This window comes from Oceanobacillus neutriphilus, assembly GCF_014645515.1.
In the GTDB taxonomy this organism is placed as follows: Bacteria; Bacillota; Bacilli; order Bacillales; family Amphibacillaceae; genus Oceanobacillus; species Oceanobacillus neutriphilus.
Genome location: NZ_BMLW01000001.1, coordinates 576,699 through 603,565, shown reverse-complemented (window position 1 = coordinate 603,565; position 26,867 = coordinate 576,699). Strand labels below are relative to the sequence as shown.

The window sequence follows — 26,867 nt, the reverse complement described above, 5'->3', positions numbered from 1 at the left end:
AAGTAGTTACTTTCAATTTATATATGCCAAAAAGAGGCTATGAAGTAGACTTCAAATGCGAATTTAATTTTAGGTCAAGTGGACTTGACATAAATAGTGGTGGCTCTGTTTATGCGAAATAATTAATCGATCTCTCTTAAATTAACAAAACTCATTAATAATTTTTAGTCAATAAAGATGCAGCTTCTTCGTCCATAATGAAAGTAACATTTGGGTGTTTTCTTAATATAGATGCTGGACAGTCTTCACTTACTGGTCCTTCTAGTACACCTTTTACTGCTTGAGCTTTTCTTGTTCCAGAAGAAGCAACTAAAATCTGTTCTGATTCCATAATATCAGCTAGCCCCATTGTTAACATTTGTGTCGGTGCTTCATTACGAGATAGGTTATGGTATTTCATAGTACTTTGAATTGTTGATTCATCACTATCAGCAAGAAAAAGCCGAGAATCGAAACTGGTTCCAGGTTCATTAGCAGCTAAGTGAGCGTTAGTTCCCAACCCAACAATTTGCAAGTCTCTAGGGTGTTTATTTAATACTTTATTATAACGGTCTATCTCTTGCTGAATATCATTTACACTACCATCCATAAGACCAATATACTTAGGTCTAGATTTAATTAAGTCATAAAAATTTTGATGCATATACGTATAGACTGTAAATTTTTTATTTCTTTCTGCAATATATTCATCTAAGTTAGTAAAAATAGAATGATCTATCTGTAAGTTTTCTTTATTAATTGCTTCCACTAACAATTCAAAAGTGCCATCATAACTGGCTCCGGTTGTTGTATTAATACTAGGGTTATTATAATTCATTAATGTGTTTTTTATAACTCGAAATGATTCCTTTGACAGCTCTGAATAATTTTTGGTTTTTATGATTTTCATTAAACAAACTCCTCGTTATATATATTTTAGTGTATAAGATATTTAAAACCACTAGATTTCAATTTGTAATAATATTTCTTTATTGCTGATTGATTTTTGCTTGTTAACTTCTATCTTTTTGTAGTCTGAAGTATTAGTTATAATAACTGGGGTTATTACATCATAGCCCTCTTTTTGAATGGCCTCCATGTCAAATTCAATTAATCTATCGCCTTTGTGTATTTTATCTCCATTTTCTACATATGACGTAAAGTATTTACCTTCAAGATTTACGGTGTCTATACCAATATGAATGAGTATTTCAATACCTTTATTGCTGATTAAACCAATAGCATGCCTTGATGATAAAATCGAAATGACTTCACCATCTATCGGAGAATATACTACGCCTTCACTTGGTAAAATAGCAGCACCTTTGCCTATCATTTCACTGGAGAAAGTAGGATCACTTATTTCTTTCATATCCTTTATGCTACCAGAAATAGGGCTGAATATTTCAGCAATTTTGCTATCAAATGTGTTACTGTTTTTCTTAAGATTTTTTGATCCTTTTTTAGTTTTATTATCTTCTAGTGTGGTATCTATCCCCATAAAATAAGTTAATGCAAATGTGGCAAAAAGTGCTATTGCAAATCCTATCAATCCATAAATGAATGTTTCACCTATAAGCATTGGTATACCCTGAAGTCCACTTTTTACATAAATATAAGCTTTGACATCAAACCACATCATAAATCCGCCAGCTAAACCATTACCAATTATTGCTGCAATAAATGGCTTTTTAAATCTTAAATTAACTCCATATACCGCTGGTTCAATAACTCCCAGTATTCCAGTTATTCCCGTACTCATTGCTGTAGACTTTAATACTTTATCTTTCACAAGGAAGAATACTGCTATAGCAGCAGCTCCTTGTGAAATGTTATTAGTAGCAAAAATTGGGAGCATATGATCTCCTCTTCCACTAGCAATTTCATTTAGTAAAATTGGTACTAAAGCATGTTGAGTACCGGTTATAACTAAAAAAGGCATTAACATACCGAATATTAGACCAGCTAAAGCACCACCATTTTCAAATAAGAAACTAATTCCAATAGCTATACCATCACCCAAAATAGTACCTAATGGACCTATAGCTACTAAAAAAAGTGGTACTGAAATTAACAATACTATAGTTGGCACAAGAATTATTGTTAACGATTTTGGTGTAATCTTCCTTACAACATGTTCAATATGTGATGCAATCCATATAATAAAGAATACAGGTATTATTTGGGAAGCATAGCTTGCCGGGGTTATTGGTAACCCCATAAAAGAAAGCACTGTATTCTGCTCACCTGCATCAGATAGGATACTGGTCAAATCAGGATGTAAAACTGCTGCTGCAATTGCTACACCTACAAATGGATTTAATCCAAATTTATTGGAGGCACTTACTGCAACTAAAATTGGTAAGAAGTAAAAAGAACCATCACTAATTGCTAAAAAAATCTGATACGTATCGCTTTCAGTAGACACCCATTGTAAAATTTCAAGTACAGAAAGTAATCCTTTTAGCATCCCTGCTGCAATAATTGCCGGTAATATAGGGACGAAAACATCAGATAATAGATTTACTATACGCGTTATTACGTTTTTATTTCCAATTTTATTTGATTGTTTATTATTGCTGGTTTTAGACGTTCCGGTTAGTTTAACTATTTCCTCGTAAAATGAAGGAACATCAGTGCCTATTATCACTTGAAACTGTTGGCCATCAAATCTAGTCCCCATTACTTCGTCTAGTGCTTCTATTTTTTCTCTATTTACCTTACTATTATCTTTAAGGTCAAACCGTAATCTTGTCATACAATGGCGAATGAAATCTATATTTTCTTTCCCGCCTACTAATTGCAGTATCTCTTCTGCTGCTTTTTTAGCCATTATGTAGCCCCCCTTTATAAAATATGGATTCTTATTTATTTCTAAGCTTAATAGATAATTGTAACTTCTTAAGTGAAACCTATAAGTGGAAAATAACAAGATGATTAAAAATTTAAAATATTGTTAAAAAAATTATACCAAATCCATTTGTTTTTGTATTCCGCTATTTAAATTCATACACTCAATTATATTCTCTTGTAAAAGCATCAATAAAAATTGACTTTGCTTCGGTTAAAGGTATGGATTGATTATATGCAAGTCCAAAACTGTCATATAACTGTGGAGTATCGATAGGAAGCTCTATTAATGTTCCGTCATCAAGTTGTTCTTGAACAAAGTTTTTAATTACATAACCAATTCCCATGCCCATTTTAGAAAATTCAATAAGCAAATCCATATTTGAGACTTCAAGTGTATGCTCTACATTAAAGCCTCTCTCATAGAAATTCTGATCCATAGTAAGTCTATGAGGATGTACTCTATGGAGTAACATTAACTTACCTTCAGGAAAATATTTAAAAACATTTCCAGCTTGGCGTTGCTTTAAATTTTCTATATAGGAAGGTGTAGCTACAAATGCAAATTCACATTTCATAAATGGTTCATACTCAACAGTCGTCCTTTTCATAGGAGCTGTTACTATTCCAATATCAAGTTCATATTCCTCAATCATGTCATATGTTTTATAAGATGATTGATTCACAATTGAAATATCAATGTATGGATATTTTTCAATGAATTTTTTAAAAAAAGGTCTAATAACAAAATGACCCATGATCGTACTCATCCCTATAGATAACCTTTCTCTTTTTTGTTCCTCATTTTTCCGTAATTCATATTCGCCCTTTTCTAAAATTGCAAACGCTGATTTCACATGTTTATAGAGAGCGCTTCCATTTTCGGTGAGTTTAACCCCTCTACTTTTCCGAATAAAAAGCTGTACTCCTAAATTTTTTTCTAAATTGGTGATCGCACTACTTACAGCTGGTTGACTAATATAAAGGTTTTTTGCAGCATTTGTAATATTTCCTAGTCTGGCTACCTCATTAAAAATGCGATATATTTGCAGACTATTTTCATTCATATTGTTCACATCCCTATCAATCATTTCTACTTAGAGATACTATCTATTTAAAAGCATCTTTATCAAGCGGATAAATAGGTCTGATAAGATTCTTAAACTCTAAATCTTCTATTTTTTTATATGTTATTCCGGGGGTTAACGCCATAATATCTTTGTCAGACAACTCTAATAAATCTGTATAAAGATAGCCCTGTTTTACAACAATAATGTCATAATCTTTATAGTCTAAACCTGCTTTTTCAAACTGTTGAACTTCCCTAAATGCGGTTAGATGATTAGCAACAACGATATATATATCTGTATCATCTATCTTTACAGTGACAGTATCACCAATCTTGTGAGGAAAGGCATAGAATGTATTTAAGTCGCCCATTGCAGTAATGTTGCCATTAATTATTACTTGTTGAGATTCATCGTCAATTGCTACTCCAAGGGAAAAACTAACATAGTCACCTATTTCATGATTCATTAATTTGTTGCAAGCTGCTGGATCATGAACGGAAGCAAATAACACTTTTTTGTTATTTAAATCAGATCTTTCTAGAAACATTCTTAACAGTAAAGTGTTATACCCAAATGAACCTCCAGTTGCATCATCACCTGAATCGGTTATAAAAACTGTTTTTTTAGTTGTTGTTATTGCCTCTTCTACAGCTTTATCCGGCTCTACCGTGTAGTTAGTAAAATGAAAAGCTTCTTTATTATCCATTGCAAACTTAGCAATTTCTTTTGCTTTTTGAGAAGCTAAACTTTGATAACTGTCATTTTCAGGTACAACAACAACTCCTGCTGCACAAAGAGGACTATCTGCGTGACTATAACCAATATGATACGAAGCACTCATAATCCCTTCTAGTGTTTCTGCTTTATCTAGTAAATTATTAATTGAATTCATTGGTTCATCAGCTGAAACACTTCTAGAGCCGCCTACAAGAATTGGTACACGTTCGTACTCTGGTTTAATATTTTTGGGATTCTTTAGTAATTTCACAAATAATTCTGCTACATCACGATGAGTTTGCTCTCTATCCCAGTGTGGAGATTGCCGATAACATCTTATTATATTAGCTAGTTCTGTATAGCTTTCTGTTACATTGCCATGTGGGTCCATCGTAATTGCAATCGGTATGTCCTTCCCAACGATTTCCCGAACTTTTTTTAGTATATAAAGTTCTCCCGCATCCTCATCTAAATCTAAAACATGACTAGCACCATGAAGAAACATGAGAACACCGTCAATTTCATTCTTTTTCTCAATTGCTTTATCAATAATCTTATCTGCAATAAACATAAATGAACTTTTTTCGATATATCCGTTAGCGCCTCCATTTGCATATATTGTAGGGATTGCCTCTATCCCATTTTCTTTAAAAATGTCCTCACAAAACATATTTTTTCCTACGACATCATCATAACCGATATTGAACTGTTCTAATTTATGGTTAAATGGATTCCATGAATTAGATTCAGCTGTAAAAGAACCAACTAAGACTTTCATATTTTTTCCTCCTCATCGTATTATGTTTAGCTTACATTATTAATGAATAGAATTTTAAAACTATTCACAATTAAATACTAGCAACACATTAGGTATAAAACAAATACATGTTATTTATCTAAGGCATAACCTGTAGTTATTTCTAATAAAAAAATAATCTAATTTCTCACCTAAACTTCTAGAATATTAATTATCCTTGCTTCTAGTCTTATCTATTTCTAATCGAAAAAGATGTAATCATACATAGGGAGTATAGATATTATTTATTTACATTTTATTGTAATATACAGATGAAATACAATGCAGTATGTTTTCTTTATATGTCTCTCCCATGAACAAAATCATAGTTCTTTCAAGCAACAATAATGTTAAGAAATATTATACAGCCGATTGATAGAGAGTTATAAAAGGTCAGAATATAGATTTGGAGATGAAACTACAGTTCTGTAGTTACTAAGAGAAAAACCCTGTTAGGATATAAAAAAGAGTTAAAGATAATAGCTATAAAATTCCAGTATTCATTGATATTAAATAGTCTTTTAGCATGACTGAATAGATGCAATTTTTGTTCATCAGTTTAAAGATAAAGCAATTCTTGTGTTGATAAAACAAACGACAAGTAGTGAGGAGGGGATATACAAAAGTTTATTAAAAAGAGAACGTAGCAAGTATCAATATAAAAGGGGGTATTGTGCGGGTTGAAAAATGGATTAAGTGTACTGTACTCTCAAAGAAAATATTAAGCTACATAACTTCGCTAGACTTGTTCGAATAGTTTGGTGGTATTTTGACCTGGGTCAATCAGCTTACTGATTATGTTAAATTCTTATATAGCCTTATTACAAATCATACTGCATTTACTGTTACAGTTTGTGAAGAAAAATGAATGGAAATTTAAATAAAAAAAGCAGTTGACATTCGAAATCAAAGTGATATACTTTTTATAATTTCAAAACTAAGGAGATTGCACATGAAAACAATGGATATAAAGATTATGTCTATGTTAATGTTAAATGCTCGTGCTTCATGGTCTCAGCTAGCTGCTAAAGTTGGTATGTCAGGTCCAGCTATTGCAGATCGTGTACATAGATTGGAAGAAAAAGGAGTTATTAAGGGGTATACAACACTTATAGACCCTAAAAGTGTAGGTTATGAAATGACAGCTTTTATTACGTTGTCAGTGAATAAGAATATTCACCGGGCAGAATTTTTAGCACATGTTGAAAAGTTACCAGAAATTCAAGAATGTCATCATATTGCTGGGGAAGATGATTACATGCTAAAAGTTCGATGTAAAGATACTAGAGATTTAGATAGAATGATAAGTCAGGAATTACGTGAGTTACCAGGTATTGATAAAACACGGACAATGATCGTGCTTAATTCACATAAAGATACACCAATTATTCCGATGCCTGCTGAAGAAGAGTAGAAGTAAATGGTAGTCATTTGTTATTCATATTGAAGTTTTTAAATTAAATAAAGTAGTTCCATTATATAAAAAGTGGGATACTTTATTTTATGCAAAATTAATTGAATATTTCATTTAGTCATTTAAAAATAAATATACTGAATAATCTTTTTGTTTGAAGATATATTGTTTTAACAAGAGAAGTATAAATTAAGATTTAATTAGGGTTATTAGCATTTTATAGTCTCATAAATAGCAATTTTAAATATCTGAAAATTAATACTAATAATTATATTTTAATGTTTCAGTCCTTGTTTAATATTAAGTATTTTATGAAATTAATCAATAGATGATAGGTACAGATGTACCTAAATTTAATATGTGAGGAGAAAAATGATGAGTGATTTATTAACAATTGAAAATCTTAAGACTTACTTTTTCAAGAAAAAGAAAGTGATTCCGGCGGTAGATGGTGTGGATTTAAAAATAAAAAAAGGAGAAACGATTGCACTTGTTGGCGAATCAGGATGTGGAAAAAGTTTGACCTCTTTATCTATTATGAGGCTGGTACCAAAACCAGGAGGTGAAATTGTTGAAGGAAAAGTTAATTTAGATGGTGTAGATTTAACAAAGCTAACAGAAAATGAGATGTGTAAAGTACGCGGGCGTGATGTATCAATGATTTTTCAAGAGCCCATGACTTCGCTCAACCCTGTTTTAACAATTGGTGAACAGTTAATTGAGGTAATTATTAATCATCAAAAAGTGTCAAGACCCAAAGCTAGAGAGAAATCTATTGAACTGTTAAAGATAGTCGGTTTTTCACGTGCAGAAGAAATCATGAAAGATTTTCCACATCGGCTTTCTGGAGGGATGAGACAAAGAGTTATGATTGCAATTGCGTTAAGCTGTAATCCTAAACTGCTTATTGCAGATGAACCAACTACAGCACTTGATGTAACTATTCAAGCACAAATTTTGGAACTGATGAAAGGTTTAACAAAAGAATTTGATACCTCTATTCTATTAATTACTCATGATTTAGGAGTTGTTTCAGAATTAGCTGAGAGAGTTGTTGTAATGTATGGAGGACAAGTTGTTGAGGAAGCTCCAATTGATAGTATCTTGAATAATCCGTATCATCCATATACTGACGGACTTATTCAATCAGTCCCTTCATTGACAGGAGAAATTAAAGAATTACATACCATAAAAGGAAATGTCCCGTCACCAGATCAATTTCCAAAAGGATGTAGATTTGCACCACGGTGTCATAAGGCATTTGATCGCTGTTTTAATGAACATCCAGATTTGAAAGCGATTTCAGATTCGTGTTCAGTACGTTGTTTTCTGTATGAAGATAAGCAAGAGGAGGAGGAATATAATGTCTAAAGTTTTAGAAAAAGAAATTTTAGAAAAAGAAAGTGCCGGTGAACCAAAACAAGAGATTTTAAGAGTAACAGATCTTAAAAAATATTTTCCGATAAAATCGGGGGTATTGCAGAAAACAGTAGGACATATCAAGGCAGTTGATGGTATATCTTTTAGTATTAATAAGGGAGAAACATTAGGAATTGTAGGAGAATCTGGTTGTGGTAAATCAACAGCTGGAAGGACGATTATTCGATTGGAAGAACCGACTGAAGGAAAAATACTTTTTAAAGGAAAAGATATTTCCCATATGAAAGAGAAAGAACTAAGAAAACAAGTACGTAGAGAAATTCAAATGATTTTTCAAGATCCATATGCTTCATTGAATCCTAGAAAAACATTAGGAAGCACAATTGTAGAACCTTTAAATGAATATAATCTATATGGTAATCAAAAGCAAAGATTAGAAAGAGTTGGTGAACTTTTAGAAACTGTTGGATTAGATTCCTCTTATTCCAATCGATATCCTCATGAATTTTCTGGGGGCCAGCGTCAACGGATCGGAATTGCCCGTACACTTGCGCTTGATCCAGAAGTAATTATCGCAGATGAAGCTGTATCAGCATTGGATGTATCAATTCAAGCTCAAGTTATTAATTTGATGCAAAGGCTGCAAGAAGAATTTGAATTAACATATATGTTTATTTCACATGATTTAAGTGTTGTCCGACATATTTCGGATAAAGTAGCAGTAATGTATTTAGGGAAAATAATGGAAATTGCAGACAAAAATAGTTTATATGAAGAACCAATGCATCCATACACCCAAGCTTTATTGTCAGCAGTTCCAGTTCCGAAAAAACATGGAGCCACACAAAGAGAAAGAATTACACTAAAAGGGGATATTCCAAACCCGGCAAATCCCCCAAAAGGATGTGTGTTCTGTACAAGATGTCCAGCAGCAATGGATATATGCAGGGAGGTGCAGCCTATATTAAAAACTAAAAAAGAAAACCATTCTGTTGCTTGTCATCTATTTGAATAAAATTAAAAGGGGATTAAAATAATGAAAAAAGGGAAAAAGTTTTGGTTAAACGTATTTATTTTTATACTAACATTATTTTTAGTTGCTTGTAATGATGGGAGTTTTGATTCTACTGCTTCTGATGCTAGTGCTACCGATGGTGAACCTGCTGAAGGAGGGGACTTAATTGTGGGCGGTCTTTCAGGACCAACTGTTTTCAATAGCTTATATTCAACTAGTTCGACTGATTCAACAATTCAGGATTTCATGTTTAATGGGTTAGTTGAAATGGATGAAAATGTAGAACCACAACCTGATTTAGCTGAAAATTGGGAACAATCAGAAGATGGGCTTGCATGGACTTTTAATCTAAGAGATGATGTCACATGGCATGATGGAGAATCGTTTACAGCTGATGATGTTGTTTTTACTTATAGTTTACCAATTGATGAAGATTATATCGGTCCCAGAGGATCATCTTTTGAAAAATTTGAAGAAGTGGTTAAAATTGACGACTATACAGTAGAGATACATCTAAGTGATCCGGCACCAGATATGTTGGCTGATGCCATGGGTTATCATGTTTTGCCAGAACATATACTAGGTGACCTTCCTGTAGAGGAAGTAGGAACACATGAATTCAATACAAAAGAACCTATTGGTACAGGACCGTATAAATTTGATGAATGGAAACAAGGGCAATATGTAAGAGTGGTTGCAAATGAAGATTATTTTGAAGGACGTCCTTATATAGATTCAATTACGTATAAAATCGTGCCTGATAAAAACTCGTTATTAGCACAATTTACAGCAGGTGACTTAGATCACTTGTCATTGACAACCGAAGATATCCCTTCTGGTGAAGGGTTAGTGGAAGATGGTGCAGCTATAATGGAATCAATTGAAAGCGCCAGCTATAGCTTTATGTTATATAACTTGGAGCACCCGGCTTTAAAAGAAAAAGAAGTTCGGCATGCTTTAGCACATGGACTTGATAGAAATACTGTTATTGATACTGTTTTAGATGGAAATGGAAATGTACTTGATATTCCAGCTGTACCGTTTATGCCAGCATATAATGAAGACCCTCCAGTATTTGAGTATGATCCAGAAAAAGCAAAAGAAATTTTAGATGAAGCAGGATGGGAAGTTGGCGCAGATGGAGTACGGGAGAAAAATGGAGAGAGATTATCTTTCTCAATTATTTCTAATCAAGGAAACAGTGTACGTGAAAAAATCATGTTAATTGCTAAACAACAATGGGAGGAAGAACTTGGAGCAGAGGTTTCAACGGAAATTATTGAAAGCAGTGCATTTTCAGATCAAGTACACCGTCATGAATTTGATATAGCAATGAGAGGATGGTCTATATCACTAGACCCAGGTATTTCAAGTGCCTTTGCTACAGAGCAAATAGAAAATGGTACGAACTATGGTTTTTATTCCAATCCAGAGGTTGATAGATTACGTGAAGAAAGTGACTTAGAGCCTGATCCGGAAAAACGTTATGAATTAATTGAAGAAGCACAAGCTATTATAGCTGAAGACCAACCGTATCTATTTTTATATAACTCGGACGCCTATACATTATATAATCCAAAGCTTCAAGGACATATTATGCATCCAAAAGCAGAATTCTACAGGGTCCATGAATGGTGGTTTGCACAGGATTGATGATTTATTTATAAAGGGAGAGGTGAGGTCCTCTCCCTTTGATTAAAAAAAGGGCTAATTCAACTACAGCCTTTTAATGACTGTAATTAGGTTAATAATACTTCCACCATAAGTTATTTACTTTATTTTTATAGGAGAGGTGTCGCATGATTACATACATCATAAGAAGATGTTTACTGACTATCCCTGTTTTAGTCGGTATATCAATGGTCTCTTTCGGGATAGTCCAATTAGCACCTGGAGAACCGACTGCATTATTTATAGATCCAGAAATAAGTGCGGAGGATAGGGAAGCATATTTAGAACATTATGGATTGAATGATCCTATTCCCGTTCAATATGTAAAATGGATGGGCCAAATTCTGCAGGGGAATCTAGGGTATTCATTAATTAATCAAGGTATGACTGTACAGGAAATGATTCTTGCACGGCTGCCCAACACCTTATTATTAATGATAGTTTCAGCTATTATTGCGTTTGCTATAGCAATCCCAATCGGCGTATATTCCGCAACTAAACCGTACACCCTTAAAGATTATACTTTTACTACCTTTTCATTCTTGGGTGTAGCAACACCAAATTTCTGGATTGGTCTGCTGGCCGTAACTTTTTTGTCAGTCCAATTTGGATGGTTTCCTACTGGTGGTGTAGCGACATTGAATGAGCCGTTTAGCATATTCGATAGACTTCATCATCTTATACTACCAGCTGTTGTTCTTGGAACGTCTGATATGGCTTCACTTACAAGGTACTCTCGAACGAGTATGCTCGATGTTCTTGATCAGGATTATATTCGTACAGCCAGGGCTAAAGGCTTTAAGCAAGGGAAGGTCGTATATAAACATGGTTTGCGTAATGGGTTGATTCCAGTTATTACAATGACAGGTTTAATGTTACCAAACTTTATTGGAGGCTCAGTAATTATAGAAAAGGTATTCAATTGGCCAGGTATTGGATTACTATTTATTGATGCTACCTTTCAAAGGGATTATCCATTAATTATGGGACTGGTCATGGTATCTGCCTTGCTGGTAGTAGTTGGTAATTTGCTTGCAGATATACTTTACGCAATTTTCGACCCAAGGATTGAATATTAAAGGGAGAGATTAACTTGAATGCAAAAGAAATAACCGTAAATCAACAAGACCCTGAAAAAGTAAATAACATAACCAATAAACCGGAATCATTATTAAAAATAGGTGTAGAAAAATTTTTTAAAAATAAATTATCAGTTCTGGGTGGCATTACTATTATTATTGTTGTGGGAATGGCTGTATTCGCACCATGGATTGCTCCTTTCGATCCTGCAAAGCAAGATTTACTCAACACATTAGCACCTCCTAGTATGGAGCACTTTTTAGGAACGGATGAACTGGGTAGAGATGTATTTAGTCGATTATTATATGGGGCAAGAGTTTCCCTTTTAGTAAGTTTTACGGCAGTAATTGGTATGAAAACAATTGGAGTCGTGATAGGTGCAAGTGCTGGCTATTTTGGTAAAGTAGTAGATTCTATTTTAATGAGATTTGTTGATGTTATTATCTCCTTCCCGCAGATTTTCTTATTGATTACTATGCTTGCTGTATTAGAACCGGGATTGAAGACACTTATTATAGTATTTATTCTTTTTAGTTGGACTGGCACAGCAAGATTAGTAAGAGGGGAATTTTTAAGCCTTCGAAATAGAGAGTTTGTATTGGCTGCGAGAACAATGGGCCTTAAAACAAGTAGAATTATGTTTAGGCATATTTTGCCCAATGCTATGGGCCCGATAATTGTATCTGCAACATTGAGTGTAGGAGGAGTTATTTTATCAGAGGCAGGGCTGAGTTTCTTAGGATTGGGTATTCAACCGCCAACACCGAGCTGGGGAAACATGTTACAAGCTGCACAGGATTTTAATATTATGGTGAATGCATGGTGGTATCCGATATTCCCTGGACTTATGATTTTAATTACAGTATTAGCTTTTAATTTCGTAGGGGATGGTTTAAGAGATGCGTTCGATCCAAGGGATAAATAATGCGTAATTAAAGCATTCCAATTAAGGGTATTTATAAGAACTTGTTTAAGTCCAAAGAATATTTTTGAGATTTATAGCATTAAGATATGGAGAGGGTTATATGAATAGAGTTTTAGTCATAAGTGATATTCATGGTGAGCTTGAGAAATTTGAATGCTTGCTGGAAAAAGTAAATTATAATGCAGAGAAAGACCAGCTGATTTTATTAGGTGATTATGTGGACCGTGGTCCGAATGCAAGAGGGGTTTTGGATAAAGTAATAGAATTAAAAAATCAAGGGGCTATTGTATTAAGAGGGAATCATGATGATATGATGGTTGCTGCTGCAGAAGATGAGGAAAATGCATGGAAAAGATGGGAGAAGAACGGAGCCATTTTCACTTTGAAAAGCTATGATTCAGAAATAAATGAAATGAGAATACCGGACAGTGAAGATTTTCAAAGACACGTTGCATTTATTAAAACACTTGATTACTATTACAAAACAGACCAATATATTTTTGTCCATGCGGGTGTTGATCCAGACACTCCAATTGAAAAAACAGATCCTTATATTCTAGTTTGGATCAGAGATAAATTCCACAATGGATATAAAGATAAAAAAACGGTGATATTCGGTCATACCAACACAGCAAACTTACATGGCAAGAAGGATAACCATGGTGTTTATTTTGGAGAAAATAATATCATAGGAATCGACGGCGGAGCTGTTTACGGAGGCAGTTTAAACTGTTTAGATATTACGAATAATAAGGTATATCATGTGGAAAATAGATAGCCGATAATAGAATGTTAAATTAAACTTATTCATTTCAAAAACGGGTTTCATGAGTCAATTTGAAGCTCGTTTTTAGATTATTATGTGGGCGATAAAATAAGTGTAGATATTTAGAAATGGAGAAACAAAGTTTGGAGTGAAATGAATGCAAGAAATAGTTGCAAATACTGAAATGTATTTTCGAATTATTCTCAGTGGAATTTTGGGATTTATCATAGGCTGGGATCGTTCCGCAAAGAGTAAACCTGCTGGACTGAAAACATATACTTATGTAGCAATCTCATGTGCATTAATTACCATTGTTTCCATAGAAAGTGTGGTAACGTTTAATGGCTCTCTTATTGGAATTCGGATGGATCCAATGAGATTGACCGCGCAAATTGTTTCAGGACTTGGCTTTTTAGGTGCAGGTGTAATTTTAAAAAATGGTTTACAGGTAAAGGGTCTAACCTCAGCTGCAATGATATTTTTTGTTGGTGGTGTTGGTATAGGGATAGGCGCAGGCTTTTATGGAATTGTTATCTGTGCAACTATTGTTGCTTTTATATTTTCTAGGTTAGGTAATTACTTTGAAAATAAAGAATTTATCCTTAAACCAAATGTAAGACGAAAAGAAAAAATATAGATAAGTGGGAGATGTTTTTTTACGATTTAATTTGTTTTGAATTTATTATTAATGTAATTTTAGGACCAGTGAGAAACGTAATCTAATTTCCAGTAAAGCTCTTTCCTGTTGGAGTATAAGGATTGGATAGATATTAACATGGATCTCCCCAGAAAAGCACTCATTCTTATCAAACAATAATGTTCCACTTTAGTTTAGCAGTTAATGCTAACCCATATTATAGAAAAGTATTCCAAGGAGTATGTGTTACAAAGCTAAAAAATATAATCGAATTATAAATAGAGAATAGTGAATCAATTCAACAAATTTAACGTGTTCATGCAAAAATTAAACAGTTGCGAGAGGAGTATGAATATGTCGTGTAATAGGTAAGTTAACCCAAAAACAGAATGAACTTTATCAAAAGGTTGGTGTCCATCCTCCCTCGTTATAAATTTCGAGAATCCGAGTACAAAAGTTATTAAGAATTAGTAGAGGATAAGATTAGATCCATATCTACCAAGAAGAACGTTACCAGTTAAATTAAACAGCCTGACAACAAGACATTGAATCAGGCTGTTGCATAGATTAACTTTTGATTTGCACTGTCTGCTTGAAAGAGTGTAGTTTAATATCAGCATTGCATTCAACTATTATTCTTCTAAAACTCTTTCAATACATTCACTTAACTTCCTCTAATAATTTAAAGAGATCATGATTATTTTCACAAGAATGTAATTTATTAGCTAAGCCATCAGAGGAGGCAATCCGCATAATTTGCCGGAGTAAATGAACAAATAGGTTTGAGTTATCTATTTTTGTGACAATAAAAATGATTGTTTTAACATTGTATCCTTCCCATGTTATACTCTCCGTTAAATTAACTATCATCACAATATCCTCTAAAACTTCTTCTTTTGATCCGTGTATTACTGCAATGTTTCTGGCAACGTATGTTGAACTCTTTTTCAATCGTTCAACCACTGTATCAATAAAAGACTCAGTCACGTACCCATTTTGGAAAAGGTAGTTACAATTGTTATAGATAAATTCTTGTTGAGAGCTGTATTTTTTTCTGACAGTAGTTAGATATTTAAATAAATCATCTTTTTCATATTGTTTTTTTGTTTGATTAAAGGTAATATAATGTTTTATTTTTATATAATCATCTTCAGAAAAGATGGATGATATTGACACTTCGTTAGGGGAATTCATTTTAGAGTGTGTGCTATTGATAATTAAATCATATTTTGTCAGCTCAAAATCTTTGAAACTATCTGTTCTATGAATATTTATAATTTCAATTTCTTTAAAAGAAGCTTCTATTTTATTTTTAAGATAAATCTCGATAGATAAACCTTCTTCACAAATTAACGTAGTTTTAATAGAATTTATATTTTTAGGCCTATTGATAGCAGCTATAATATGCAAACAAATATACCCGATTTCATTAGAGTCAAAATATATATTCTCGTTTTTTTCAATATCTTCAATTGTCGTTAGTACAAATAGATAGACTTCAGTATATTCATTCTTAATATGGTTAAGTAATGGATTACTAAACGGAATACCCTGCTTCATCCGATTAATCGCAGGTCTAAGGTGAGTTTGTAAGTTTTTATTTAATTCTTCATCCATTGTCAAATCAATATTTAGCCCAGTACTGATTGTTTGAATAAAGCTATCTATAACATCATTTTCATTGTTTTCGTTAATGACATTCATCTGTTTTCTTGCAGACATTAGTATCTTGGCTAAATAAATAAGTTCACTTGATGGCACTTCTATATTAAACTTATTTTCTATATGGAATTTCAACATGATGGCATATTGATATTCCATGCTGCTTTCCATATCATTAATATTATTTTCCTTGGATATATTTCCTCCTTTTAATCTCACAATGACTATCATTAAGTAAAGTAATATAAGGTTAAAATCATTTTCGCATACTCTTGATTGCATTGCTTTTTCATAATACTCAACTAAATCAAGTAAATCCTTTTTCTCTTTTTGGTTAAAGAAAGTATCAATGATTAATTCTGTTCTTTGAGAGAGCCGGCCTTTTTGATCTCCGTTAGAACTAAAGCTAATATAATTGGTTATAACGAATAAAAACAAACTGCGAATATCATTCTCTGACCCTAAAATTTTTAAGCCTTTATTTTTAAAATAGATTATTTCACAAGAAAATTTTGATGAAAAATCATTTATATCATTGACGATATTTTGGAGGCTTGAAGAAGAGATATAAAGATTTTCTTTGATGTATGATAAAGCTAAATAATGTTTCATCATAAATAAATGTATCATAATAAAGGCAAAATCATCATAATTATATTTGCTGATTGGAGCAAAAGAGACATTCTGTAATTTAGCTTGTACTTCCAGCTTTCTTTTTTTATTTAAGCTAAGTTTAACACCTAGGTTTGGCCGTCTTTCTATTTCTGCTTTTGAGATGATAGATGAAAATTCCATGGAGTTTAAATAATTATGAATCGTTCTGGGAGATACATTGACCGCTTCTGATAATTCTTCTACTGTAATATAATCATTGGTTGATAGTAACTCACTTATTAACGCATGAATTTTTTTAATTTTATTTGTCATAGCGGCTGTCCTCCTTCTATTGTAATCTTACTTTTATTATAACAATCTCGTTTTATATATCCATTACATAAAGTTGCAGCATTGAAATAGAATGTTGCAGATTTTCATATTTTTAAAGCCTTTATTGCTGAAAATGTTAAATGCTATGATGTAACCGAATAAAATAGAATCGAGGAAAGGAGTAAGAGTTTTGAAGAAACGTGCTCATTCAATTCATCACACACATTGGGATTTGATTTGGTATTTTACTGTTCAAGATGCAGATGTACAGTTTTCGTATAATATGAAGGAGATATTAGACGCATTTGATAATAAAGAAATAAATAATTTTTATATGGATGGCCAAACAGCTCCAATAGACGATTTCATAAACATGTTTCCACAGGAAGAAAAAAGGATACAAAAATACGTTAAATCAGGGAAGTTAGTTGTAGGCCCATTCAATTCTCAATTAGACAGTTTTATAACGAGTGGAGAATCAGTCATTAACAATCTAAGGTTGGGAATAAAGACGTCAAAAAGATTAGGTAAGACATCTAAAATAGCTTATTTACCTGATTCATTTGGACATTCGGTAGACTTTCCTAAAATATTTAACCAATTTGGAATTGAAGATTTTGTTATTACCCGGGGAGTAGGAGATGAATATAATCTCGACTCAGAATTTTATTTAGAATCAAATGATGGTTCTAAATTGTTAGTGTATACCATGATAGCGGGCTATGGATATGGATGTTATGGGTTTAAAGAAGGGACTTTGTTTTCTGATAAAGCTGTTGATTATAATAAAATAAATGTTCATCAGTTGATTAACCGCTTATTAGATTATTCAACGCTTGAGAATGAATTTGTTTTTCCTCTGGGATTTGATCAAAATCCAATGGTTCGTCATATTGATGAGAGAATAAAAGAATACAATGAACAACAAAAGGACATTGAATTTGTTGAAACCACCTGGGGAAAATTCCTCAACCGAGTTAGAGAAAGAGGAAAAAATCTTCAAACGCACAAGCATGAGCTGATTTCTACACAATATCACAGAGTTCATCGTTCCATTTACTCTGCAAGAGCTGATGTTAAAGCAATGCAGGATAAATGTGAAAGAGTCTTAACCTATGAATTGCAGCCAATCATGACAATTTTAGACAGCTTAGGCATTGAGTACAGTCATGGATTATTAGACAAAACCTGGGAAACTTTAGTGCTGTGTCAAACACATTCTTCTGCTAATTTAACCGAAGAAACGAATGATTATATAGAAAGAGAAACAAAAAATGCACTTAACTTAGCTTATTCTCACAAACAATATTTATTGAAACTTCTTTCTCTATCATTAGCTAAACAAAATAAAGAAGCCCCTTTAATTGTGTTCAATACAATGCCGTATAAAAGAAATAGTTTAGTTAAAGCTAAAGTTTTTACAAAATCAGAATCATTTTCAATTTGTTTAGCAAATAAAAGAGTTGATTATACAGTAATTCAATCGATTCAAAAAAACCATGGAGTTTTAAGGAATGATGCAAGCAAGATAGATTCGGATAAATTTCATTATGAAACAGATGTGATTTTTGAAGCGAAGGATTTGAAAGGGTTATCATACCAGACGTATTTTATAAAAGAAGAAAAATCGGAAAAAACTTTTGAAGTGAATAATAATCACTTTATTGAAAATGAAAAATATAAAATCTATCAAGGCAAAGGAGGTATTAGTGTTTTAGATAAAGAAACGGATACGCTTCACAACCAATCAGTGTATATTGAAGATACCGGAGATGAAGGAGACAGTTTTGATTATTCTTATCCCGATAAAGATTTGAAGATAGTGGATTACATGGGTTTTGCAAATGTTAACTATAAAGTATCTCCATTATTAAGTACGATGGAATTAGAAGGAGAAATGATGATACCTAAAGATTTAGAGGAGCGAAAAAATAAAGTTACTACCTCCAAATTAAAATATAAAATAACTCTAAAGCTTGAAAAAGGATCATCTATTATAAAAGTATCAGGACATTTTAATAATGATGCTGAACAGCATCGAGTAAGATTAATTTTTTCAGGGAAAGAAAAAAATAAATTTTCTTACCCTGGCACTCAATATAGTATCATCAAAAGAAAGACTTATAGTGATGAAGAAAAATACTGGAGAGAAAAACAGTATTTTGAAGAACCGAGTCCAATCTATCCATTATTAAACCATGTAACAGCTGTAAACAGAAAAAATGTGTTAACAATTTATACTAGAAGCAGCAAAGAATACGAGTTTGTAAGTGAAGGGTATAAAGACATTGGAGTAACTATTTTTAGATCCTACGGAGCGTTAGGTTATCCAGATTTAAACAGACGCCCCGGTCGTCCAAGTGGTCTAGATTATATGGTATTTGAAACACCAGGCTGTCAAATGAAAAAGAAAAATTATTTTGAAATCGCATTTGGTTATCAATCAGACTATAATGAAAATCAAATTTTCAAAAAATATGTCGACTACGCAACTGATTCGACAGTCTACCAATTACAAGACTACGATAAATCAATTAATCCGATAGATTATTTCCCTACTAATCCGCTGAATAAGAAGTTACCATTAAGTCATTCACTTTTGGAAGTAAAGCACTCGGAAGGTGTTTATGGAACTATTGTAAAATCAGATAGTTCAAAGGATTATGTATTAAGATTATTTAATAGCAGAAACACAGAAGTTGAAGCGGGAAAAATAAATAGCATGTTCAAAAACGATATTATCGTTTCTAATTTAGAAGAGAAAAATGAAATGAAGTGGCAAGAGAAACATAATAAACTTAAACCTGGTGAACTCAGAATGATAAAAATAAATAAAGGAGAAAAATAATATGACAAATATAATTGGAGTTTGTGCTTGTCCAGCGGGTATTGCGCACACATATATGGCAGCTGAGAGTATAGAAAATTTAGCGAAGCAAAGAGGATATGGAGTTAAAGTAGAAACAAACGGATCAGCAGGTGTCGAGAATCGATTAGAAGAGGCCGATATAGAAAAAGCTGATTATGTCATTATTGCAGCAGATACAAAGGTGGAAATGGAACGTTTTAGAGGAAAAAAAGTCATTGAAGTAGCTGTGTCAGATGCTATTCGAAAAGGCGAAGAAATATTTAAAAAAATTGATAGTAATGAACTGGAAATATACTAGGAGGTAAGAAAAATGAATGGGAAAAAAATATATCAACATTTAATGACTGGTGTTTCCCACTTTCTCCCTTTCGTAATTGGTGGAGGTATTTTAACTGCCTTGGCCTTCCTGTTGGATATGGGTAATGCTGCAGAAGCAACATTTGGAGCATCTACCCCATTAACTGCATGGTTATTGAATATTGGTGGTTTAGCGATGGATTTAATGTTACCGATACTTGCAGGGTATATCGCTTATTCTATTGCAGATCGACCAGCATTGTTACCGGGGATTGTAGGTGGATTACTGGCGCTTGAAGGAGAGTCAGGATTTTTAGGGGCTATTGCAGCAGGTTTTATTGCGGGTTATATCATCATTTTACTTAAAAAAGTGACAAAAAAATTACCTCGTACGTTAGAAGGTATTAAAACATTGTTAATTTTCCCAATTGGAGGACTTTTATTAGCTGCCCTGGCTATGCTATTAGTTAATATGGTAGTAACCCCGATTAATATAGGATTAACAAGTATGTTGACAGCTTTAAGTAACACAAGTGCAATCGTAATTGGTGCAATTATAGGGATTATGCTTGCTTCAGATATGGGCGGTCCGATAAATAAAACAGCCTATTTATTTGCTGTTGCTACTTTAACAGATGCTGCAGGAAATCCTGTTCCAAGTATTATCATGGCAGCTGCCGGCAGTAGTGCGATGGTAGTCAGTACGTCGTGTGCTGTTGCAGCGACTCTATTACCCCGGAAATTTAGTCCCAATTTGAGGGCTGCAAAAGTTGGAGCGTATATTATGGGGCTTGCTTTTTTTGTAGAAGGAGCGATACCTTATGTTATTGCAAAGCCTAAGAAAATTCTTCCAGCCTTATGTATCGGTGCAGGAGTGACAGGGGCAATAACAGCTGGGCTGGGCATCACTTTATCAGCGCCCATTGGAGGACTTGAAACATTGCCTTTAGTAAGTAATATACCATTATATTTTTTATCATTTATTATTGGAACAGCTGTTGCAGTTTTCATTATATATATATTAACGCGTAATGATGAAGAGTATACACTTGAAAAAGATGAGGCGTAGTTTATATGGAAATTATTAGAGAAGAATTTATAAAATTGGATATTAATTTAGAGAATAAAAAAGAAGTTATTGATTATATTGCGAACCTATTAATAAACTCTAACAGGGTTAGGGATAAAGGTTTGCTTTTAAAAGATGTTTATTTAAGAGAAGAAGAAGCATCCACTTCGATGGGTCTTGGGATAGCCATTCCTCATGCTAAATCTTTATCTGTAAAAGAACCGACAGTAGTTTTTTTAAGATTAAATGAAAGTATTAAATGGAATGAAGATAAAGATATTAAAATGATCTTTGGAATTTTTGTACCTGCAGAGAATGTAGATAATCAACATTTAAAAATACTGTCAAGTCTTTCTAGAAAACTAACTGATGAACAATACAGAGAAGCGTTACTGAAAGTAAAAAGCATTAAGGATAGCGAACGATTATTACAAGGATTAAATGCTAGTTAATCTATTAAGTAAAGGAGAATCATATTGTATCGTTTACGACCAGCGTTAAATGTAAAAGAAAAAATCAAAATCTATTCAGGTTTTGAAGAAGTGATTAAAGAATTAAGCTATTACCATTCTAATAATCACAATCGTTCAGTAGCAATTGAGGTTCATCCAAGTTTACCGATTCATGTATTTGCAGAACAAGTAAAAAAAGCATTTCCTCAGTCGCTTATTACAATGACTGATTCTTTATATCAATCACCTGAATTTATCCATTCGAAACTTTATCCTTTTTTAACAGATGATGAAGTGTTTGGAAGATTTTCACCGTATAATTTTGTAGATTTCCTATGTTTAGAAAAAATAACGTCTTATTATAAAAAACTTGCAAAGCATGATAATCTTCATTTCTTAATTGGTGTAGGAGCTTCAAAAATCATCGATTATGATAGCTTGATTTATGTTGATACAACGAGATGGGAAATTCAAAATATTTATAAAAGTGGTTTGTCAAATTGGCAAGGGTTTAAAGATTCGCATTTCAATGAAAAATTAAAGAGAGCTTACTATTTTGAATGGCCTGCTTCTACAGATCTGAAAAATGATATTCTTTTCGGTTTAGATTTTTATATCGATTTGTCTGATAGGGATGATCCATCAATGGTATCAGGTAATGATTTTAAATACGTTATGAAACAATTTACTATCCAACCATTTCGACTGGTACCTTTTTTTGAGCAAGGGGTTTGGGGCGGTAAATGGTTACAAGAAAAATTTAAAGTTGAAAAAGATAAAATTAATTTAGCATGGTGTTTTGATGGGGTTCCTGAAGAGAATAGTGTATTGATCACATGCAATGAAAAAGAAATTGAAATTCCTGCTCAAAACTTAGTCCTTCTTTATCCCAAGGAAATTTTAGGTGAAAAAGTTTTCGGCAGGTATGGAAAAGATTTTCCAATCAGGTTTAATTTTTTAGATACAATAGAAGGACAGAATTTAAGCTTGCAAGTCCATCCGACTCTGGATTATGCTTATCGAAGATTTGGGGCAAAATATACTCAAGACGAAAGTTATTACGTAATGGAAGCAAAAGATGATGCAAAAGTATATTTAGGATTAAAGGATGGTGTAAAGGTATCAGAATTTGTAACTGCTTGTGAAGAAGCTCAACAAACTGGGGAATTTAATGACAAAAAATTTGTCCATTCGCTAGCCGTTAAAAAACATGATCATCTTCTTATACCAGGTGGAACGATTCACTCTAGTGGAGAGGGGAATGTTGTGCTTGAAATCAGCTCTACTCCTAATCGTTTTACTTTCAAATTATGGGATTGGGGACGGGTAGATTTAGACGGGGAACCAAGACCAATATCAATTCATCATGGCAAACATGTTATCAATGACACCTTTAAAGAATCGTACGTCAATAAAGAGTTTTATAATAATATTGTTGTTTTAAAAGAGAAAGTAGGACACAAAGAGGAAATAACAGGGTTACATGAATTAGAAAGTATTGGGACAAAGCGCTTAACTTTTACCAAAGCAATAAAACAAAGCACTGAAAATAGTGTAAACATGTTAAACTTAGTTGAAGGAAAACAGATAAAAGTGAAGATAGATCATTCTGAAGTAGAAACATTTGATGTTTATTATGGTGAAACATTTATTATTCCTGAAAAGGTAAAAGACTATACATTAATACCAGTTGCAAATGAGCAAGAAGTAAAAGTTATGAAAGCTTATATTCGTTAACTAATATGCCTCTTTACAGATTACTTGATTATCTGTGAAGAGGATTTTTTTTGAAGTGATTTTAATCTCAATTGTTGATGCTAATTAATACAAGGCTTTGGAGACTTTTCTACACCACCTGTTGTACTCAAGAAAAATTTGATAACAGCAATTTGGGAAAGTCATAGAACAAAATAATGTTTATGTCTTAAATATCCATTCTTAGGGTATTATGGATTCAGGCGTAGCATTTTCCTATTACTAAAATTAAATACTCCAATATAGTTCATCAATCTGCAAAGCGATGCCCGCAAAAACTCCCCTACATCCATACTATCATCAGTCATTTCATACCAATGCTTCATACTTTTCCTAATCAGATAGGCAAATAATTATTTCACTATACGAACCCGTTGAAGTTATGATTAATTATGTAGAGAATAGATATAGAAATGCCATTACATGAGTTTAAATAAAAAATAAAAAGCAGTTCCATTTAGATTAAATCAGCATAACGGCAATGCTTCTATTCATCCAATGGAAGCGATTTCTTTAACGGAGTCTGGAAATTTGAAAGAAGCAAGAGAACACTTTGATAATAAAACGTCAGCCATGAACCAATAGACAGTACAATGGCTGACAATAAAATGGATTGGGATTTATGAGGAAAGGTGCAGTTTATGGATAAACGTATATATATTTTAATGATGGTCTCATTTGTAGTGGGATTAGTGGAGCTTATTATTGGTGGGATAATAGATTTAATTGCAGTAGATTTACACGTTAGTCTTGGAAAAGTCGGCTTTTTGATAACGATTTATTCATTGATATTGGGACTTTTAGGTCCTGTTCTGCTGGTCTTAACTGCAAAAATGGAACGGAAGAAATTGACGTTATTATTTTTAATTCTGTTTTTGGTAGGAAATATTGTGACTGCCATTTCTACCTCCTATATGATTCTTCTTGCGGGAAGAATTATATCGGCAGTCAGCGCGTCACTGCTTATTAATTTGTGTCTGGTGCTTGCGCCAAGCATTGTAGAGGTTAAATACCGTGGCAGAGCATTGGGAATTGTCTCCATGGGAATCAGCGGTTCCATCGTTTTAGGGCTGCCTATCGGACTGTTATTGGGTAATACTTTCAGCTGGAGAGCACCATTTATCCTGATTATCATTCTGACGGTACTATCGTTGGCCGGAGTATACTTTTTTATGAAGAAGGTAGAGCCAAAGCCATTTCTTCCGCTTGGAGAACAATTGAAAACATTAAAGAATAGAAAGATATTCTTTGCCCAGGCAACAACATTTCTGTTCTTGGGCGGGCATACCGTATTATATGCTTACTTTACGCCATTTTTAAAGGATGTTGCAGGATTCGGGGAATCCATGGTAAGTGTTGCTTACCTGATATTTGGAATCGCAGCTGTTGCAGGCGGAGGGTTAGGCGGAATAATGGGGGATTGGATTGGAACAAGAAAAAGCATTTTTATTGTAGCAATTGTATTTAGTTGTGCAATATTCAGCATCCCCTATACGACATTCTCCTTCATTTTATTTGCAGCTGTTATGGTGATCTGGGGAGCGATGAGTTGGGCCATGTCCCCATCTATGCAAAGTTATCTGATTGAGACAGCTCCAGAATCGTCGGATATTCAGCAGAGTATAAATAATTCTGCACTTCATTTTGGAATTGCATTTGGATCATTTGTTGGCGGGATTGTTATTGAACAATCGACTGTTAACTACAATGCAATCGTTGCGGGAATTATTGTATTGTTTTCGATTGGCACTGCTTATATTTCTATGCGTGGAGGAGCTTCCGGGAAGAGCAGGAGAGAAGAGGAGAGAGCTCAGAGGCAAGGTTGATAAAAGGTCTCCATCAAAAAATTTTGGGCACGATAGTGAGTATGGAATGCGAGCAATGAAGACCCATTTTGATTGGCGATATTGCATTTGTTAAACCCTATCGCAGCAGTACTGAACTTAGGTTAAGGGATAATATCCAAAAAAATAAAGCCCTTTCATGTTGACCGGCATCTGGAACTATGCTATTATACGAATACATTCAAATATTGATCACATGTTACTGACTAGATTAGGCATGGTGGTATTACAAAAGGGACAAATGTCCCCCGTATACCCCCATGCCTTTTTTGATGCATTTATTTCATCATGTGGGATATAAAAGGCCAAATAATAACACAGGAAAGGATGGCCCTCCATGTTAAAAAATATTTTTGGGAAAAAGCAAAGAACAATGCTCCATGCTCCCGTAAGCGGGAAAGTGGTTCCATTAGAGGAGGTTCCCGACCCCGTATTCAGTGAAAAAATGATGGGTGAAGGAATTGCAATTACACCAACAGATGGGAATATTATTGCGCCATTTGATGGGGAAATCGTCCAATTGCCGGAAACGAAACACGCAATCGGCTTGATGGACAAAGATGGCAACGAAGTCCTGATTCATATAGGGCTGGACACTGTTGAATTAAAAGGAGAAGGATTCACCGCGAAAGTCAAAGCTGGTGATGCAGTCTCCGCTGGTCAGCCGCTGATGGAGCTCGATTTGGAATATCTTCAAGAAAACGCCAAAAGCATTGTGACTCCAATCGTTATCACTAACAGCGCAAATAGCGGAAAGGAGATTCAATTAACAGAGGAAAAAGAAGCAAGTGCAGGTGTAACCGTTTTACTTACCATTACCGGTAAATAACACCAGTATTCAAAAGGTGGGGTTTGACGATGAAAGCAACGAAGATTCTTAACAATAATGCCGTCATTATCGACGATCAAGGACAGGAAAAAATAGCAATTGGCGGCGGTGTAGCCTTTAACAAAGCAAAAAACGATGTCATTAATCCAGCCAAAATAGAAAAGCTGTTCGTGCTGGAAGGCAATGAAAAACTCGAACAATTACTTATCCGAATCCCGGAGGAGCATTTTATCCTGTCGGAAGAAATCATTGCTTATGCTGAAGAACAATTGCAGACCAAGATGAATAGTCATATTCTTTTGGGCCTAACCGATCATTTATCCTTTGCAATTGAGCGGGAAGAGCAAGGAATCCATTTAAAAAATAAGCTGATTCACGAAATCAAGATTTTATACCGCGAGGAATTCAAGGTGGGTTTATGGGCAGTCGAGCACATTAAGGACAAGCTTGATCTCGAAATGCCGATAGATGAAGCAGCCTTTATTGCCGTGCATCTCCACACGATGAAAACGCAAGGAGGTGATTTGCACGAAACCATACGAGAAACAAAAATCATCCAAAATATGGTAGATGTCATCAAAACGACATTGGACATTTCCATCAAAGAAGATGACCTGGCCTATGAACGATTGATTACGCATTTGCGATTCGCTTTAAACCGATCCAAAAATTACGACGTGCATGCAATGGATAGTGAAATGCTAACCATGATTCAACGCAAATTCAAAACAGCTTATCATTGTGCAGAACTTGTGAATAAGCATTTGAGTGATGTACAAGGGTTTCAATTACCTGAGGAAGAGGTAGGTTATATTGCGCTTCATATCGAAAGGCTCCGCAATTATTAGCTAGACCTAATCATT

21 protein-coding genes are annotated in these 26,867 nt (G+C 33.6%); 16 read left to right on the top strand and 5 right to left on the bottom strand.

All coding sequences use genetic code 11. The features are described from left to right. Window positions 1–154 precede the first annotated feature (154 nt). From IEX29_RS02725 to IEX29_RS02710, 4 genes are all read right to left on the bottom strand, one after another. On the bottom strand, window positions 155–889 hold the full coding sequence (locus IEX29_RS02725; RefSeq protein ID WP_188732947.1) for a glucosamine-6-phosphate deaminase: 735 nt from the start codon (window positions 887–889) through the stop codon (window positions 155–157). A 51-nt stretch (window positions 890–940) separates the two neighbouring features. Continuing rightward, window positions 941–2,812, bottom strand: a complete 1,872-nt coding sequence (locus tag IEX29_RS02720; protein ID WP_188732946.1) for a beta-glucoside-specific PTS transporter subunit IIABC — start codon at window positions 2,810–2,812, stop codon at window positions 941–943. Window positions 2,813–2,993: 181 nt separating this feature from the next. Next, window positions 2,994–3,896, bottom strand: coding sequence for a LysR family transcriptional regulator (locus IEX29_RS02715; protein ID WP_188732945.1), 903 nt, complete (start codon window positions 3,894–3,896; stop codon window positions 2,994–2,996). A 43-nt stretch (window positions 3,897–3,939) separates the two neighbouring features. Beyond that, window positions 3,940–5,394 carry a M81 family metallopeptidase gene (locus IEX29_RS02710; RefSeq protein ID WP_188732944.1) on the bottom strand — a complete coding sequence of 485 codons (1,455 nt, stop codon included), beginning with the start codon at window positions 5,392–5,394 and terminating at the stop codon, window positions 3,940–3,942. Between the two features lie 970 nt (window positions 5,395–6,364). On the opposite strand from IEX29_RS02710, the gene IEX29_RS02705 reads away from it, so the two are divergent. The 8 genes from IEX29_RS02705 to IEX29_RS02670 all read left to right on the top strand — a co-directional run bounded on the left by IEX29_RS02705 (window position 6,365) and on the right by IEX29_RS02670 (window position 14,300). Then, the gene (locus tag IEX29_RS02705) at window positions 6,365–6,826 is read left to right on the top strand and encodes an Lrp/AsnC family transcriptional regulator (protein ID WP_188732943.1); all 462 of its coding nucleotides are present in this window, start codon (window positions 6,365–6,367) and stop codon (window positions 6,824–6,826) included. A 375-nt stretch (window positions 6,827–7,201) separates the two neighbouring features. After that, a complete protein-coding gene (locus tag IEX29_RS02700) occupies window positions 7,202–8,197 on the top strand; it encodes an ABC transporter ATP-binding protein (protein ID WP_188733057.1) in 996 nt (331 codons plus the stop codon). Next, window positions 8,190–9,221 (top strand): ABC transporter ATP-binding protein, encoded by a 1,032-nt coding sequence (locus IEX29_RS02695; RefSeq protein WP_188732942.1) that lies wholly within the window; start codon window positions 8,190–8,192, stop codon window positions 9,219–9,221. The genes IEX29_RS02700 and IEX29_RS02695 overlap by 8 nt, the downstream gene beginning before the upstream one ends. 21 nt (window positions 9,222–9,242) lie before the next feature. After that, window positions 9,243–10,874, top strand: a complete 1,632-nt coding sequence (locus tag IEX29_RS02690) for a peptide-binding protein (RefSeq protein WP_188732941.1) — start codon at window positions 9,243–9,245, stop codon at window positions 10,872–10,874. A 146-nt stretch (window positions 10,875–11,020) separates the two neighbouring features. Next, window positions 11,021–11,971 (top strand): ABC transporter permease, encoded by a 951-nt coding sequence (locus IEX29_RS02685; RefSeq protein WP_188732940.1) that lies wholly within the window; start codon window positions 11,021–11,023, stop codon window positions 11,969–11,971. Between the two features lie 29 nt (window positions 11,972–12,000). After that, window positions 12,001–12,897, top strand: coding sequence for an oligopeptide ABC transporter permease (gene opp4C, locus IEX29_RS02680; RefSeq protein WP_188733056.1), 897 nt, complete (start codon window positions 12,001–12,003; stop codon window positions 12,895–12,897). A gap of 100 nt (window positions 12,898–12,997) precedes the next feature. Next, window positions 12,998–13,675 carry a metallophosphoesterase family protein gene (locus IEX29_RS02675; protein ID WP_188732939.1) on the top strand — a complete coding sequence of 226 codons (678 nt, stop codon included), beginning with the start codon at window positions 12,998–13,000 and terminating at the stop codon, window positions 13,673–13,675. A 145-nt stretch (window positions 13,676–13,820) separates the two neighbouring features. Further along, window positions 13,821–14,300 carry an MgtC/SapB family protein gene (locus IEX29_RS02670; RefSeq protein ID WP_188732938.1) on the top strand — a complete coding sequence of 160 codons (480 nt, stop codon included), beginning with the start codon at window positions 13,821–13,823 and terminating at the stop codon, window positions 14,298–14,300. A gap of 660 nt (window positions 14,301–14,960) precedes the next feature. On the opposite strand, the gene IEX29_RS02665 is transcribed toward IEX29_RS02670, so the two are convergent. Next, window positions 14,961–16,889: a BglG family transcription antiterminator gene (locus tag IEX29_RS02665; protein WP_188732937.1), complete on the bottom strand. Its 1,929-nt coding sequence runs from the start codon at window positions 16,887–16,889 to the stop codon at window positions 14,961–14,963. A gap of 190 nt (window positions 16,890–17,079) precedes the next feature. On the opposite strand from IEX29_RS02665, the gene IEX29_RS02660 reads away from it, so the two are divergent. The 8 genes from IEX29_RS02660 (at window position 17,080) to IEX29_RS02625 (ending at window position 26,852) form a co-directional block, all read left to right on the top strand. Further along, window positions 17,080–19,737 carry a glycoside hydrolase family 38 N-terminal domain-containing protein gene (locus IEX29_RS02660; RefSeq protein WP_188732936.1) on the top strand — a complete coding sequence of 886 codons (2,658 nt, stop codon included), beginning with the start codon at window positions 17,080–17,082 and terminating at the stop codon, window positions 19,735–19,737. A 1-nt stretch (window position 19,738) separates the two neighbouring features. Next, on the top strand, window positions 19,739–20,056 hold the full coding sequence (locus tag IEX29_RS02655) for a PTS fructose transporter subunit IIB (protein ID WP_188732935.1): 318 nt from the start codon (window positions 19,739–19,741) through the stop codon (window positions 20,054–20,056). Between the two features lie 12 nt (window positions 20,057–20,068). Then, the gene (locus IEX29_RS02650; RefSeq protein WP_188732934.1) at window positions 20,069–21,124 is read left to right on the top strand and encodes a PTS fructose transporter subunit IIC; all 1,056 of its coding nucleotides are present in this window, start codon (window positions 20,069–20,071) and stop codon (window positions 21,122–21,124) included. A gap of 5 nt (window positions 21,125–21,129) precedes the next feature. Continuing rightward, the gene (locus tag IEX29_RS02645) at window positions 21,130–21,576 is read left to right on the top strand and encodes a PTS sugar transporter subunit IIA (RefSeq protein WP_188732933.1); all 447 of its coding nucleotides are present in this window, start codon (window positions 21,130–21,132) and stop codon (window positions 21,574–21,576) included. Window positions 21,577–21,600: 24 nt separating this feature from the next. Beyond that, window positions 21,601–23,313 carry a class I mannose-6-phosphate isomerase gene (locus tag IEX29_RS02640; RefSeq protein WP_188732932.1) on the top strand — a complete coding sequence of 571 codons (1,713 nt, stop codon included), beginning with the start codon at window positions 21,601–21,603 and terminating at the stop codon, window positions 23,311–23,313. A 659-nt stretch (window positions 23,314–23,972) separates the two neighbouring features. Next, a complete protein-coding gene (locus IEX29_RS02635) occupies window positions 23,973–25,157 on the top strand; it encodes an MFS transporter (RefSeq protein WP_188732931.1) in 1,185 nt (394 codons plus the stop codon). Between the two features lie 355 nt (window positions 25,158–25,512). Continuing rightward, window positions 25,513–26,004: a PTS sugar transporter subunit IIA gene (locus IEX29_RS02630; RefSeq protein ID WP_188732930.1), complete on the top strand. Its 492-nt coding sequence runs from the start codon at window positions 25,513–25,515 to the stop codon at window positions 26,002–26,004. A gap of 29 nt (window positions 26,005–26,033) precedes the next feature. After that, window positions 26,034–26,852, top strand: a complete 819-nt coding sequence (locus tag IEX29_RS02625; protein WP_188732929.1) for a PRD domain-containing protein — start codon at window positions 26,034–26,036, stop codon at window positions 26,850–26,852. The last annotated feature ends 15 nt before the right edge of the window (window positions 26,853–26,867 follow it).